At 58.8% G+C, this 14,626-nt stretch carries 16 protein-coding genes; 9 read left to right on the top strand and 7 right to left on the bottom strand.

Annotation, left to right across the window (positions count from 1 at the left end; all coding sequences use genetic code 11):
- Nucleotides 1-56 precede the first annotated feature (56 nt).
- Nucleotides 57-644, bottom strand: coding sequence for a LysE family translocator (locus tag PMI30_RS13845; protein WP_008010246.1), 588 nt, complete (start codon nt 642-644; stop codon nt 57-59).
- A 226-nt stretch (nt 645-870) separates the two neighbouring features.
- On the opposite strand from PMI30_RS13845, the gene PMI30_RS13840 reads away from it, so the two are divergent.
- Entirely contained in the window at nt 871-1,083 is a 213-nt protein-coding gene (locus PMI30_RS13840) for a DUF1059 domain-containing protein (RefSeq protein WP_007906931.1), read from the top strand.
- A gap of 140 nt (nt 1,084-1,223) precedes the next feature.
- On the opposite strand, the gene PMI30_RS13835 is transcribed toward PMI30_RS13840, so the two are convergent.
- Nucleotides 1,224-2,714, bottom strand: coding sequence for an amino acid racemase (locus tag PMI30_RS13835; protein WP_008010249.1), 1,491 nt, complete (start codon nt 2,712-2,714; stop codon nt 1,224-1,226).
- 11 nt (nt 2,715-2,725) lie between these two features.
- Nucleotides 2,726-4,021 (bottom strand): dicarboxylate/amino acid:cation symporter, encoded by a 1,296-nt coding sequence (locus tag PMI30_RS13830; protein ID WP_008010252.1) that lies wholly within the window; start codon nt 4,019-4,021, stop codon nt 2,726-2,728.
- A 225-nt stretch (nt 4,022-4,246) separates the two neighbouring features.
- Between PMI30_RS13830 and PMI30_RS13825 the strand changes: the two genes are divergently transcribed.
- From PMI30_RS13825 to PMI30_RS13815, 3 genes are all read left to right on the top strand, one after another.
- On the top strand, nt 4,247-5,194 hold the full coding sequence (locus PMI30_RS13825; protein ID WP_007906936.1) for a LysR family transcriptional regulator: 948 nt from the start codon (nt 4,247-4,249) through the stop codon (nt 5,192-5,194).
- Nucleotides 5,195-5,386: 192 nt separating this feature from the next.
- Nucleotides 5,387-5,677: a hypothetical protein gene (locus PMI30_RS13820; protein WP_007906938.1), complete on the top strand. Its 291-nt coding sequence runs from the start codon at nt 5,387-5,389 to the stop codon at nt 5,675-5,677.
- A gap of 313 nt (nt 5,678-5,990) precedes the next feature.
- Complete coding sequence (locus tag PMI30_RS13815; protein WP_008010254.1) at nt 5,991-6,611, top strand: LysE family translocator; 621 nt, start codon at nt 5,991-5,993, stop codon at nt 6,609-6,611.
- A gap of 3 nt (nt 6,612-6,614) precedes the next feature.
- On the opposite strand, the gene PMI30_RS13810 is transcribed toward PMI30_RS13815, so the two are convergent.
- On the bottom strand, nt 6,615-7,028 hold the full coding sequence (locus PMI30_RS13810) for a VOC family protein (RefSeq protein ID WP_008010255.1): 414 nt from the start codon (nt 7,026-7,028) through the stop codon (nt 6,615-6,617).
- Nucleotides 7,029-7,153: 125 nt separating this feature from the next.
- On the opposite strand from PMI30_RS13810, the gene PMI30_RS13805 reads away from it, so the two are divergent.
- The 4 genes from PMI30_RS13805 (at nt 7,154) to PMI30_RS13790 (ending at nt 10,473) form a co-directional block, all read left to right on the top strand.
- A complete protein-coding gene (locus PMI30_RS13805) occupies nt 7,154-8,236 on the top strand; it encodes a bifunctional transcriptional activator/DNA repair enzyme AdaA (protein ID WP_032835517.1) in 1,083 nt (360 codons plus the stop codon).
- Between the two features lie 45 nt (nt 8,237-8,281).
- Nucleotides 8,282-9,094, top strand: a complete 813-nt coding sequence (locus tag PMI30_RS13800; RefSeq protein WP_008010259.1) for an isocitrate lyase/PEP mutase family protein — start codon at nt 8,282-8,284, stop codon at nt 9,092-9,094.
- 75 nt (nt 9,095-9,169) lie between these two features.
- Nucleotides 9,170-9,787, top strand: coding sequence for a DNA-3-methyladenine glycosylase family protein (locus PMI30_RS13795; protein ID WP_008010261.1), 618 nt, complete (start codon nt 9,170-9,172; stop codon nt 9,785-9,787).
- A 197-nt stretch (nt 9,788-9,984) separates the two neighbouring features.
- The gene (locus PMI30_RS13790) at nt 9,985-10,473 is read left to right on the top strand and encodes a GFA family protein (protein ID WP_008010263.1); all 489 of its coding nucleotides are present in this window, start codon (nt 9,985-9,987) and stop codon (nt 10,471-10,473) included.
- A 206-nt stretch (nt 10,474-10,679) separates the two neighbouring features.
- Here PMI30_RS13790 and PMI30_RS13785 read toward each other — a convergent pair whose 3' ends face one another.
- The 3 genes from PMI30_RS13785 to PMI30_RS13775 all read right to left on the bottom strand — a co-directional run bounded on the left by PMI30_RS13785 (nt 10,680) and on the right by PMI30_RS13775 (nt 13,495).
- Nucleotides 10,680-11,966: an ATP-binding protein gene (locus PMI30_RS13785; protein ID WP_008010265.1), complete on the bottom strand. Its 1,287-nt coding sequence runs from the start codon at nt 11,964-11,966 to the stop codon at nt 10,680-10,682.
- Nucleotides 11,967-12,674: a winged helix-turn-helix domain-containing protein gene (locus PMI30_RS13780; protein WP_032835520.1), complete on the bottom strand. Its 708-nt coding sequence runs from the start codon at nt 12,672-12,674 to the stop codon at nt 11,967-11,969.
- Between the two features lie 212 nt (nt 12,675-12,886).
- A complete protein-coding gene (locus PMI30_RS13775) occupies nt 12,887-13,495 on the bottom strand; it encodes a tRNA-(ms[2]io[6]A)-hydroxylase (RefSeq protein WP_008010271.1) in 609 nt (202 codons plus the stop codon).
- A 161-nt stretch (nt 13,496-13,656) separates the two neighbouring features.
- Between PMI30_RS13775 and PMI30_RS13770 the strand changes: the two genes are divergently transcribed.
- Complete coding sequence (locus PMI30_RS13770; RefSeq protein WP_008010273.1) at nt 13,657-14,520, top strand: universal stress protein; 864 nt, start codon at nt 13,657-13,659, stop codon at nt 14,518-14,520.
- Nucleotides 14,521-14,626: the final 106 nt, after the last annotated feature.

The following is a 14,626-nucleotide window of genomic DNA, read 5'->3' on the forward strand; positions in this document are numbered from 1 at the left end:
AGGCTCGCTCCCACAGGGGAACTCAATCGCAATAAAATTTATGCAGCCCCCTTAAGCTACGGCAACAGCAAATACCCCGCACTCACCGCCAGCAACAACGCCATGACCCGATTGAACAGGCGCATCCCCGCCGGGTTACTCAGATAGCCGCGCAAAAACGTCCCGGCATACGCCCAGCAACCCACCGACAGGTAGCAGATCACCAGATACACCGCGGCGAACTGCCAAACCAACCGCGCTTCGCCATCGGCGACAAACGCGCCCATCCCCGCCACGCATGCCAGCCAGGCTTTCGGGTTGAGCCACTGCATCACCGCGCCATACAGCATCGACGGCGCCCGACCTGACTCCTTGGCATCGAGCTGACCATTATCAGTGGCCAATTTGAAAGCCATGAACAACAGAAACGCCACGCCAGCCAATTGCACCACCCGGGTCATCAACGGCCACAGTTTCAGCAGTTCATGCAGCCCCAACCCCATCAACACCAACAGCAGCACGAACCCCAGGGTCGCCCCGGCTACATGCCGCTGACTGGCGCGAAAGCCGAACTGCGCTCCGGAGCTCAACGCTACGATGTTCACCGGACCGGGGGTAATGGAAGCGGCCAGCGCAAACGCGGCCATGGAAAGAACCAGACTCATTGCATACCTTCTTCAATTCAGTTGAACCAGGCCTCAAGGTAAAGAGCCGCCCGAGCGACGTATTGAAGAAAACTCCCCTCTGCGTCATTGCAAGCCTGTCGGGGCCTATACTTCAAGAGTTGGCACACTCGAAGCGGCATGCAATCGTGTTTGATGTATGGGGTGGCGCGTCGAGTGATCGTTCACGCAGGCCACGGCCTGCCTTCGTCGTAGGGAGGAGAAGATCATGGCGCGTAAATACATCGACTGCCGCGAGTTTCCAAGCGATTCCAAATGCTCGGTCGCGCTGTCCGCAGACTCTGAAAACGAACTGCTCGAAGCTGCCGCACAGCATGCGGTCAGCGTTCACAAGCACACCGATTCGCCGGAACTGCGTGCTCAATTGAAGACAATGTTTCACGACGGCACCCCGCCTGTTGAAGCACCGCGTCTCGCTTGATAAGGAGATCCCCCGTAGGAGCTGCCGCACCAAAAGATCACCGCCTGCGGCAGCTCCTATGGAGAATTGGGGTGTATGGGAGCGCTTGTTTGATGTCAGGCCTCATTGCCTGGCGCTTGCTCAACGCTCACTTGAGCGCTTCAGATAGCTCGTTGGCTTGACGGGTTCTTGTCTGCCAACTCTATGCACTTCAACGCCAGGATCGTGGTGGGGTCAACAATGGCCACGGTGTGCCCATTGATTTCAAACGCCTCGCAATGGTCGAGCACCAAGGGCAATTCCGTGCACCCCAGGATCAGAACCCCCGCCCCCAACTCACACAGGTGTTCGGCCGCCAGCAGCAGTTGCTCTTTGCAGAGCCCTTGGGTAAATCCGGCCTTGATGCCTCGCGGTCCATAGATGGCGTCCATGACCATCGTTTGATAATCGACGCCAGGCGTGAGGATTTGCAGCCCGGCGCGGCGTGCGGCCTGGTGATAAACCTGGCTTTGCACGGTACCGGATGTCGCCAAAAGACCGATCGCCTTACCCGAACCATATTTGTGCACGATCCATTCCACCGTCTCGGTCAGCATGTTCACGATGGGTACCCTCAGGTGCGTCTGAATCCGTTCGACGAAAGCATGGGCGGTGTTGCAGGGTATCGCGATGGCGTTTGCGCCCGCGCTTTCGAGTCGCTTGCAGGTCGCATACATCGCCATCGTGGGATCCGTTTCATCTCGTAGCAGACTGGCCGTTCGGTCCGGTATTTGCGGGTTTTGCTCGACCACCATTTTGATATGTTCCTGATCCTTCCCCGCAGACGTATGGGCGACCACTTTGCCCATGAAATCCACGGTGGCGGCAGGCCCGACGCCGCCCAGAATGCCCAGTTTGAAAGGGGGACGCCTGGGCTGTCCGCTCTCTAGCGTGGCGAAGTTCGCGTAGATCTCATTGATGTCCAGGACGGCAACCCCTCGACGCTGCAGGTCAGCACAGACCAGCGAAAGCTCTGTCATGCCGGGCAAGATCACCGTGGCTCCCTGCGCCTGCAAGGAGAGGCAAGCCTGGTAAACCGCTTCAAGAGGCACGCCTTCCAGATGGCCGTCCTTGATGCCGCTCAGGCCGTACATGGCCTCCATCAACGCCAATTGCGCTTCTGGATCCGGATAAACAATCTTGAAATCCTTTTCGAAATGTCGTTCGAACAATCCGCAATGACGGACAAAATCGGAGGCGATGACACCCAAGGTCGTTTGCGGCTCGACTACGTGGCTAACGTGCCGGGCCAAAGCGGCCATCATGTCCAACACCGGAATGCCAAGCTCCTCCTGAATTTCAGCGCGGAAGGTATGGCTAGCGAAGCATGGAAGCATCACGGCATCGAAGCCACTTTCCTCGAACGACTTGCACACCTGGAACACATAGAACTTGCGCGAAGTCATGCTCGCTCCGCTGTCCAGGGGCAGCAGCACGTCCTTGAAAGGGTGCTGCTCAAACAGGAAATGGTATCGGCCCTGGTCCTCCAACACCGCTCTGGACTTGACCAATTTATAGAACAGATCGCCCCCGGCCAGTGACCCAAGCCCACCGACAATACCCAGCTTACGGACAACAGAAGCCTTGTTGGTCGACTTCGCTTTAACCTTCATGACGCAACTCCTCAAGCAACCGAAACCGGTTCGGATCGAGACCGCACTGGAGCCTGTGCTTCGCCCTCCTCCACGGGTTCTTCATGGGGTTCGGATTTGGCGACGACGGCCGTTGCGATACTGTTGCCCACAACGTTGGTGGCTGTGCGAGCCATGTCCAGAAACTGGTCAATGCCGATGATCAGCAGCAGGCCTGCTTCAGGAAGATTGAACATCGGCAGCGTCGCAGCGACTACGACGACGGAGGCACGTGCCACACCCGCCATGCCCTTGCTGGTGACCATCAACGTTAAAAGAATCAGCAGTTGCTGGGTAAAACTGAGGTCGATGTTGTACGCCTGGGCAATGAACATGATGGCAAACGCCTGGTACATCATCGAACCGTCAAGGTTGAACGAGTAACCCAGGGGCAACACGAAGCTGGACACCCGTTTTGGAGCGCCGAACTTCTCCAGAGCCTCAATCGTTTTGGGGTAAGCGGACTCGCTGCTGGCGGTCGAAAACGCCAAGAGGATCGGCTCGCGAATAAGCTTGCCGAGGTCAAAAACCGATCGTCCGAGGAACACATAGCCTGCGCCGAACAACACGGCCCAAAGGATGGCAATCCCCAGGTAAAACTCTGCAATCAGCTTGCCGTAATCGACGAGCAACCCAAGACCTTGGGTAGTAATGGCAGACGCGATGGCGGCGAAAACACCAATCGGCGCAAAAGCCATCACGTAGTCGGTGATCTTGAACATCACCTTTGCCAACTCCTCGATGGAGTCCGTTATCTTCGTGTAACCAGCGCGTTTGACACCTGCCAAGGCGAATCCGAAGAACAGCGAAAAAACCACAATTTGCAGGATCTCGTTGTTAGCCATGGCCTCGGCAATACTGCGAGGGAACACATGGCTGATGAAGGTCTTGAGGCTGAAATCGCCCGTGTTGACTGGCACGGCGGCGGTTGCATGCTGAACAACCTCCATATTCAATCCGGCCCCTGGTTGAAACAGGTTAACCAGCCCCATCCCGATCATGAGAGAGATGACTGAAGCCGTCACGAACCACGCCATCGCCCGCATGCCGATCCGTCCAACGGAACGAGAGTTGCCCATGCTGGCAATACCACCGACCAGCGTCGCAAATACCAGCGGGGCGATGATCATTTTGATCAAGCGCAGGAAAATGTCGGTGACCATCGAAAAGTAAGCCGCAATTTCTTTGGCACTTTGCTCGCTTCCTGCGAAATGGTGACACGCCCAACCCACAAGCACGCCCAGCACAATGCCAATCGCAATTCGACGTGGAAGCTTATTTTTCTTCACGGAGCTGTCCTCAAGTAGTTATTGGATTTTTTTACTTGGCAGGGTCAATTTGATTCGCCCAATGCTCTGAGGGGCATTGATGCTGTGCTGATTCTAAGGATCGGATCGACCGGGCATGATGAGTAATCCTGCTAGGCCTATGCGCTTTTGGAATAGTTGGTTAACAGCCGCATTGGCCGGGCGATTCCAACGTAAAATGACGTTCTCACAGCGGGAGATCACGATATGCAAATCAAATGGCTGGATGATCTTCTAGCGATCGCCGAACTGAAAAATTTCTCGCGCGCGGCTGAGGTCCGGTGTGTGACGCAGTCGGCGCTGTCACGCCGTATTCGGTCACTTGAGGAATGGGTCGGCGTCGAGCTTGTGGACCGTGGCACCTATCCCGTCCAGCTCACAGCTGCCGGAGTGACTTTCTGTGAAGAAAGCAGAGAGGCGCTGGCAGGGTTACTGAGATTGCGCTCAACGTTGCGCGAGGTGGAGCGGATGCCGGGACGATCCATCCAGGTCACGGCTGGCCACAGCCTCTCGATGACCTTTCTTCCTAAATGGCTCTCGCAGTTCCAGCAACATAATGAGCAGTTCAATGCACGGGTGGTCGCCGCCAATATTCATGATGCCGTCATTGCGTTAGAGGAAGGCAGTTGCGATTTGATGATGGTCTATCACCACCCTCTTGCACCTATCCTGCTGAACCCTGAGCGTTTCGGCAGCCTGACGCTCGGGCACGATGCTTTCATCCCCTTATGCGCGGCAAACGACAGAGGCGAACCGCTGTTCCGCTTACCCGGCAGCTCCGGCAAGCCGGTCCCCTATCTCGCCTACACCGCAACGACTTTTCTTGGTCGCGTTGCTGACATCGTTATCAAGAACGGCCCTGCACCGGTCGCGCTGGAGCGCTGTTATGAAGCGGATATGGCGATGCTGCTGATGCGCATGGCTATCGAGGGCTACGGCGTAGCCTGGTTGCCACAAAGCGCAGTCATCGACGAAATGGAGCGAGGGCTATTGGTCAGGGCGGGTGGCGAGGAATGGAGTACGCGTCTGGAAATCCGATCGTACTGCGCAATCGCCAATCAGAATCCGACGATGCGCAATCTCTGGAAAACCCTGGAAAGTGCCTCGTTACGCTTGCCCACTGCTCCGACTCAAGGCGCGTTGACCACAACATAAGTCACATCGCTGCCCTGATACCGCCGCAGTCCAGTTCGCTCTCGGCCAAAAGTGGCCGGTGGTCGTTGCATTTCGCTCGCCGCCGGGCGTTTGGCTAAGCTGATTAAATCGGGACGCACTGAAACCTGAGTGATAGCGGCCATTAGCGGAACTGGATTGGCATCAAGACGGTAACTCCTAAAGGAGACGACCATGTATGCGGTTATAAGAACCTACTTGGGTGCTGGAGCAAAACAGCTTTTCGATCTTCTAGAAGAGCGCAAGGCCGACGTCGAAGCTACCCTGCGGACAGTGCCAGGCTTGGTAAGCTACACACTGCTGAACACGGGTGATGGCGGTACGGCGGTGACTGTTTGCACGGACAAGGCCGGCAGCGATGCGAGCTTGAAAGTCGCGCGCGACTGGATTCAGAAAAATGCCTCGAATATTCATGCAAACCCGCCGATCGTGACGGAAGGTCCGGTGATTGTGCAGATCAAATAGCGCGTATTTCCGGTTGATCGCATTAAAAGGGGACAGACCACGATTCAAGGCAAATGCCGGGCAATCGTGGTCTGTCCCCTGTTTTTCTCTCTGATCCCAACCTGAATGACGAAGGAGATCCCTTGTAGGAGCCAGGCTTGCCGGCGAAGGCGCTCTTAAGGACGCCTTCGCCGGCAAGCCTGGCTCCTACATGGATTGCGCATGCCTTAACCAAGCCAACGCAAGTGTACGGCGATTTGCGCTCACCGCTGTATGGGCCGGCCCACTCGTCACTCATGATAAAAATACCGCTCTCGTTACCGGAGCCGTCGTCATGGACCTCGCCACCCTCACCCTGTTCCTCCCGGCCTGCTTCGCCTTGAACATGGCCCCCGGCCCGAACAATCTGCTGTCGGTCAGCAACGCTACCCGTTATGGCTATCGTCGCGCCTGTGTGGCCGGCGTCGGTCGTTTGCTGGCGTTTGCCGGGATGATCGCCCTGGCCGCCGCCGGGTTGTCGGTGGTGCTGCAAACCTCGGAATGGCTGTTTTATGCGATCAAGATCGTCGGCGCCGCTTACCTGTTGTACCTGGCCTGGCAACTGTGGCGCGCCAATCCCGAGACCGAGCAGGTTGTGAGCGGCGTGCCAATTGGAATTGTCGCGCTGGCGCGGCAGGAGTTTCTTGTAGCGGCGGGTAATCCCAAGGCTATCTTGCTGTTCACCGCCTTCCTGCCGCAGTTCGTCGACCCGACTCGGCCGATTGCCGCGCAATTCGTGGTGCTCGGCGCGTTGTTCCTGATGCTGGAATGGATCGCCATCAGCGCCTACGCCTATATGGGCCTGCACATGCGCCGCTGGTTCGCCGAACCACGGGGCAAGCGGCTATTCAACCGTTGCTGCGCGGGATTGTTGTCGGCAGCGGCTTCGGTGTTGTTGATGGCGAAACGGGCGTGATCCTTACCCTTCGGACGGCCCTTTCAGTTCGACCTGATTGCCGTCCGGATCGAAGCAATAGATCGACAGCCCGTGGCCTTCGGCGCCGAAACGCACGGCGGCTTTCTCGGGGGTAAGGCCAAAGGACTGCAAGTGACTGACCAGCGCTTCCTCGTCGAACGGTTCGATCCGCAGGCAGAAGTGATCGACGTTGCGCTGTTCGCGGCCAGGGGCAGCACCGCCCTTGCGGCCGAGTTCGCCCTGGATGTCGACAAGGTCGATCATCGAGGTGCCCGCACGCAAATGCACCAGGCCCAGATCGTCACGGCGCTTGACCAGTTCGGCGCCGAGTACCTCGCCGTAAAAAATGATGCTTCGTTCCAGATCCTTGACGCGCAGGACGATGTGATCGATGTGTTTGATCGTGAACGGTTGCATAGGATGATTCCTGAAAATAACGTTTACAGGATTATCGGTGACCCGATGACTGTAGCTCAGGCCCCTAAAAATTCACTGTCGATTTTCCGGTGGAGGCGCCGGGCGACGCAGCATATGCTCAGCCCATGAACCTACAAAACGCTGTGCTTCCGCCCCACGCCGAGATGGTTCGCGCCATGCTCGAACGCGACACCGCCTACGAGGGGGTGTTCTTTACCGCGGTCAAAACCACTGGCATTTTCTGCCGCCCCGGCTGTACGGCGCGCAAACCAAAGCCGGAAAATGTCGAGTTTTTCGCTCATGCCGATGAGGCGATGTCGGCGGGCTATCGGGCCTGTCTGCGTTGCAAGCCACTGGACGCCGCGGCCATCGCGCCGGACTGGGTGCAGCGACTGCTCAAATCCGTGGACGCCGACCCCGACCTGCGCTGGACCGATGCCCAGTTGCTGGCCGAGGGCATCGAGCCGCTGAAACTGCGCCGCTGGTTCAAGCAGCATTTCGGCATGACCTTTCACGCCTGGCTGCGCAGCCGGCGCCTGGGCATCGCCCTGGGTGGCATCAAACAGGGCGCGTCCATCGACAACGCGGCGTTCGACTCCGGCTACGAATCCCTTAGCGGCTTTCGTGATGCGTTTCAAAAGTCGTTCCATATCACGCCCGGCCGCGCCGCCCACAGCGAGCCACTGCTGTTCACTCGGCTGACCACACCACTGGGGCCGATGATCGCCATGGCCGAACAGCGTGGGCTGGTGCTGTTGGAGTTTCTCGATCGACCGGCACTGACCAAGGAAATCGAAGAATTGCACAACCGTTATGGCTACGCCGTGGCACCCGGACACAACGGGCATTTGCAGCAAATCGAAGCAGAACTGGCGCAATACTTCGCCGGCAAACGGACCGAATTCAACGTGCCACTGCACCTGCCCGGCAGCGCTTTCGCCCGGCAAGTGTGGGCCGAGCTGATGAGGATTCCGTACGGCCAGACCACTACTTATGGCGCCATCGCCGCGCAGTTGGGCAAGCCCGGCGCCAGTCGCGCCGTGGGCCTGGCCAACGGACAAAACCGCTTGGCGATTATCCTGCCCTGTCACCGGGTGATCGGTGCAGACGGCTCGTTGACCGGCTATGGTGGAGGACAACCGCGCAAGGCGTTTCTGCTCAGGCTGGAAAGCGCCGCGGTGCAAATCACCGAACAACTCGCGTTCTGATCACGCCGCCATTTCTTTTCAGAAAGTCATAAGGAAGGACATTCGATGGACACACTCGACAATCAATTCCACCAACTGCACCAGAGCGGCCTGCTGATTTTGACCAACGTCGCCGATGCCACCGGGGCGCGATTGGTGGAACAGCTGGGCAGCAAGGCCGTCGCCACCAGCAGCGCGGCGGTGGCTTGGGTTCACGGTTACCCGGATGGCAATACCTTGCCGCTTGAACGTCTCGTTTCCACCGTTGAATCCATCGCCCGAGTCATCACGGTGCCGTTGACCGTGGACATTGAGGCCGGTTATTCCGATGACCTGGGGCGAGTCGCGGAAGTGATCGACGCCGTCATCGCCGCCGGTGCCGTGGGGATCAATATCGAGGACGGTGCTTCGCCGCCCGACCTGCTGGCCCGCAAAATCGAAATCGCTCGCCAGGTCGCCGATCGCCGGGGTGTGAAGCTGTTTATCAACGCTCGCACCGACGTGTATCTCAAGGGCTTGGTACCGGCCGAAGATCGCGTCGCAGAAACACTCAAACGGGCGGCGTTGTATCAGGCCGCCGGTGCCGATGGGTTGTTTGCGGCGGGTGTCACGGCGGCGTATGAGATCGAAGCGCTGTGCCATGGCACGACGCTGCCGGTGAACGTGCTCGGTTTCGCGAGCCTGCCTTCTCCTGAAGAACTGCAAGCCCTCGGCGTGCGCCGTTTGAGCGCCGGCTCGAGCATCGCCGAGTTCCTCTACGGCGCCATGGCGTCGGTGGCCAAAAGCTTTCTGGAAACCGGAAAACTCGATAGCAGCGACCTCAAGGCCTTCACTTATGGCCAAGTGAACGCCCTGCTGGCCTCCTCCGGAAAAATTTGACCGCAAGCAATGGAGTGCGGCGCTGCGGGGTGAGGGCTAATCTCCCCCGCAGTCACCCGCGCTTCAGGATGCTCCATGCCCGATACCTACCAACTGGCCAGCGAATTTCTCTCGGCCCTCGATGCCGACTGGCAACGCCATATCAACGCCATCGGCCCCTGCCTGCATCAGCCCCATGCGGCTCGCGACCCTTACGAATCGCTGGTACGGGCGATTGCCTATCAGCAACTGCACGCAAAGGCCGGCGATGCGATTGTCGGCCGGCTGCTGGCGTTGTTTCCTTCAATCACCTTCCCAAGGCCCGAGCAGATTCTGGCAACCGACTTCGAACAGATGCGCGGTTGCGGGTTTTCCGCCAGCAAGATCGCGACCATTCAGGGCATCGCCCAGGCGGCTCTGGACGGCGTGGTGCCGGATTACGCCACGGCCCTGGCCATGGACGATGAAGCGTTGATCGAGCGCTTGATTACCTTGCGTGGGGTGGGTCGCTGGACGGTGGAAATGCTGCTGATCTACAGCCTGGAGCGGCCGGACATTTTACCGGCCGATGACTTTGGCGTGCGTGAGGGTTATCGGCGGCTGAAGGGGTTGGAGGTACAGCCGACGCGTAAGCAGATGATTGAAATAGGGTTGGCGTGGCGCCCTTATCGGACGGTGGCGGCGTGGTACTTGTGGCGGGTGCCCAGCCGGTAGACCGCGTTATCGTTCATCGCGAGCAGGCTCGCTCCCACAGGGGACTTTCTGCGAACACATTATTTGTGAACACTGGAGATCCAATGTGGGAGCGAGCCTGCTCGCGATAGCGCCGGCACATCCAGCATAAATTCAAGTCAAGGAACTCCGACAGTCTAGTCTGACTGGAGTAGACCAAAACCCCAGCGGAGATCCCCATGCAGCTCGAAGGCTCCTGCCATTGCGGCGCGGTGTCGTTCAGCCTGACCAGCGCCAATCCCTACCCTTATCAACGCTGCTATTGCTCCATCTGTCGCAAGACCCAGGGCGGTGGCGGTTATACGATCAACCTGGGGGGCGATGCCGAGAGCCTGAAGGTACGCGGCCGCAAGCACATCTCGATTTACCACGCGCGACTCAAGGAAGAAGGTGAAAAACGCGCCCGCCGCAGCACCGCCGAGCGGCATTTCTGTTCCCTTTGCGGCTCGGGATTATGGCTGTTCAGCCCTGAGTGGCCGGAATTGATTCACCCGTTTGCCTCGGCCATCGACACCCCGTTGCCGATACCACTGGAACACACGCATCTGATGCTCGGCTCCAAAGCGCCATGGGTAGAAGTCGAGGCGCATCCGGGCGACCAACAGTTCGACGTCTATCCAGAGGAATCCATCGCCCAATGGCATGAGCGCCTGGGTTTGAGCCGTTAGGTCGCTTTACAGTCTTTGACAGTTTCCCGACAAAGCTGTCAAAGGATGCAGACGTCGTTGGTTGGGCAGGTGGTTTATACCTTTTGAAGAGATGGTGTTGCTGATGGCCCCTTCGCGGGCAAGCCTCGCTCCTACGGTGATGTGTCGTTCACAAAACTCTGTAGGAGCGAGGCTTGCCCGCGAAGGCGTCCACAAGAACGCCACAGCTAATCGACATGCGCCCAGGTCATGCGAAACGACGCCCCGCCCCACGGCGAATCCGCCACTTCCACTTGCCCGCCATGGGATTGCGACACCCGTCGCACCAGCGCCAGCCCCAGGCCAAAACCACCGGTGCGGCGGTCGCGGCTGGCGTCCAGGCGCGAGAACGGCTCGAAGATTTTCTCCCGCCCGTCCAGCGGCACGCCCGGCCCGTCATCGTTGACCCGCACTTCGTAATGATCGCCGGTGCGCACCAACGACACTTCCACCCGCTCGTCGGCATAGCGAATGGCATTGCGCAGCAAATTGATCACCGCGCGGGCCATGAAACGCGGTTCGATGCGGACCTGATCCACCTGACATTCGACAATCAGCAGTTGCACCCCGGCGGCCTCGGCCTCCAGCGCCACGCTGCCAACCACGCTGTCGAGCCAGTGGCTGGCCTGAATATTCTCCCGGGCAATCACCGTGGCGCCGCGCTCAAGGCTGGCGTATGTCAGCAGCTCGGAAACCATCTCTTCCAGTTCACTGAGGTCGGCATACATGTCGGCGATCAGTTCGCGATTCTGGGTCGGATCGGTTTGTTGCTTGAGTTGATCGAGTTCGAACGACAATCGCGCAATCGGCGTACGCAGTTCGTGGGACACCGCGTTGGTCAGCTCTCGCTGATTGGCGATCAGGCCCTCGATGCGCGCCGCCATCAGGTTGAAGTGTTCGGCCAGGTCGCGAATGTTCGATCGCTTGGACAGCTGGATCCGCGACGACAAATCGTTATCGCCGAATCGCTCGGCCGCCAGACGCAGTTTCTCCAGATCTCGCCAGTGCGGCCGCACCCAGAAAAACAGCACGAAACCAATCATCACCGCGATCATCAGGTAAGCCGCTGCAATGTAGAACGGCATCAAACTCGGCTCGGCTGGCAGCTTGATGCTGAGCAACTGCGGGCCGCTGTCGATTCGGGAGATAAATTGCGTGTATTTGTCGCGAATCACCAACATTCCCTGGGCCAGCTCGGCTTTTTCCTGATCACTCAGGGCCATTTGATCGGTCTCGATTAGGGTCAGGCCCAAGCCGTAGTGGGGGCGCACGGCTTCCAGTTGGCGCTCCCGGGCCGGACCATCCAGGCCGCGCAACTGTTCGGCCAGCGACCAGGCCTGACCGCGCACCGCTTCCTGGTTGTAGGCCTGCATCTCATGATCAAGCAACGCATCGAACGTGCGCTCGACCGTTTGCAGCGCCAGTACCAGCCCGACCGTCATCACCAGAAACAGCCCGAGAAATAACCGCAGCATCTACAACTCCCACGCGAACGGATTGAACAGGTAACCCTTGCCCCACACGGTCTTGATGCACACCGGCTCGCGCGGGTTGTCTTTGAGTTTGCCGCGCAACTTGCTGATGTAGACGTCGACGCTGCGGTTGAGGCCATCGAAGGCGATACCGCGCATGCGGTTGAGGATATCGTCGCGGGACAGCGTCTTGCCGGCGGCGCTGGCCAGCAACCACAGCAGTTCGAATTCCATGGTGGTGAGCTCGATACCCTCGCCCGCCAGGCGCACTTCGCGGCAACTGCGGTCGATGCTCAAATGGCCGAACTCCAGCGAGCTGCTCACGTTGTTGTCCGGCAGCTGACGGCGTTGCAAGGCGCGCAAACGAGCCAGTAGCACGGGGGGTTTTATCGGTTTGATCACGTAGTCGTCGGCACCGGACTCCAGGCCGAGGATGTGATCGAGGTCGTCCTCCTTGGCCGTGAGGATGACGATGGGCGTGTCCGACACGCTGCGGATCTCGCGGCACACGTGCAGGCCGCTCTTGCCCGGCAACATCAGGTCGAGTACGACAACTTTCGGTTTGAACTCGAGGAAAGCGGCCAACGCGAGGTCACCGCGATGCACCTCGCGGACCTCAAAACCATGTTGTGAGAGGAAATGCGCGATCAGCCCGGCAAGCTTTTCGTCATCTTCCACCAGCAGTACTTTGCCAAAACCCAGGTTATCCATAACGACCGTTTGCCAACCCTTGAGTGAAGTGGTCGGCATTATGGCGCCAATCGGTGGCGGGACAGTTATCGCAGGCAGCAAAAACCGGCCATGAGGGCCGGTTTTTGGCGATGTTTCATTCTTTTAAGAGTTTTTAACAATTGCAGGAGCGAGGCTTGCCCGCGAAGGCGATCTCAAGGACGCTTTCGCCGGCAAGCCGTGCTCCTACAAGGTTATGCGGCGACTGGCACCCCACTGTGAAAACGAAACTCCACATCCGGGGACTCGATCAACGCCTGCTCGGCATCACGAACCTTGTCGATCACCTGGGCAATGTCCTTGGCGTCACCGTACTGATAGGCCAGCTTCAGGTAACCCTGAAAATGCCGCGCCTCGCTTTTCAGCAGACCGAAGTAGAACTTGCCCAGTTCTTCATCCAGATGCGGCACCAACGCCTCGAAACGCTCGCAGCTGCGGGCTTCGATGAAGGCGCCGACCACCAGCGTGTCCACCAGCTTCACCGGTTCATGGCTGCGCACCACTTTGCGCAGCCCCGAGGCGTAACGCCCGGCGGACAGCTGACGCAGCTCGATCTTGCGCTTTTTCATCAGACGCATGACCTGTTCGTGGTGCACCAGCTCTTCCCGGGCCAGACGCGACATCAGGTTGATCAGATCGACGTGGGAGTGATATTTGGCAATCAGGCTCAACGCCGTGCTGGCCGCCTTGAATTCGCAGTTTTTGTGGTCGATCAGCAGGGTTTCCTGATCGGCCAGCGCGGCCTGGACCCAGCCATCGGGCGTGCGGCAGCCAAGGAATTCGTGAATTTCGGGAAGGATCATGGGGCTCACGGATAAAAGGTACAGAACGAAGGGCGCCGATTATACCGGCCTGCCGACAGACCACCAGACGCCAACCGTTGATATGCATCAAGTCGCCGAATGCCGACCAGCAACTATAGTTGTCCAACGCAGTGTTTTTTATCTTCATGGAGATCCCGATCATGCAAGCCATTCGCAGTATCCTGGTGGTCATCGAACCCGAACACTCGGAAAGCCTGGCGCTCAAACGGGCCAAACTGATCGCTGGCGTGACTCAGGCCCATCTGCACCTGCTGGTCTGCGATAAAAAGCACGACCACGCTGGCATGCTCGGCGTGCTCAAGGCAGCGCTGTTGGAGGACGGCTATAGCGTCACCACCGAACAAGCCTGGAACGACAGCCTGCACGAAACCATCGTCGATGTGCAGCAAGCCGAAGGCTGCGGGCTAGTGATCAAGCAGCATTTCGCTGACAGCCCGCTGAAAAAAGCCCTGCTGACCCCGGCGGACTGGAAACTGCTGCGCTACTGCCCTACTCCGGTGCTGCTGGTGAAAACCTCGAAACCCTGGACCGGCGGCGTGATCCTGGCGGCCATCGATGTCGGCAACCTCGACGGCGAACATCGCACCTTGCACGCCAGCATCATCGATCATGGCTACGACATCTCCAGCCTGGCCAAGGCCCATTTGCACGTGATCAGCGCTCACCCGTCGCCGATGCTGTCGGCGGCCGACCCGACGTTTCAGCTTAGCGAAACCATTGAGGCCCGCTATCGCGAGCAGTGCAAAGCCTTTCAGGCGGAGTTCGACATTGATGACGATCACCTGCATATCGCGGAAGGCCCGGCAGATGTGTTGATTCCGTACATGGCCCATAAGCTGGGGGCGTCGGTGACGGTGATCGGCACGGTGGCGCGGACCGGGTTGTCGGGGGCGTTGATCGGCAATACGGCAGAAGTGGTGCTGGATGCGCTGGAAAGCGATGTGCTGGTGCTCAAGCCGGAGACGGTCATGGATCATCTGGAAGAGATCGTGACCCAGCATTGAGATTTGTGGTGCCTGGCAGGACGCCATCGCGAGCAGGCTCGCTCCCACATTGGATCTGTGTCGTTCACAAATCCCCTGTGGGAGCGAGCCTGCTCGCGATGCTTTT

The sequence above is a fragment of the Pseudomonas sp. GM50 genome, assembly GCF_000282375.1.
Taxonomy (GTDB): domain Bacteria; phylum Pseudomonadota; class Gammaproteobacteria; order Pseudomonadales; family Pseudomonadaceae; genus Aquipseudomonas.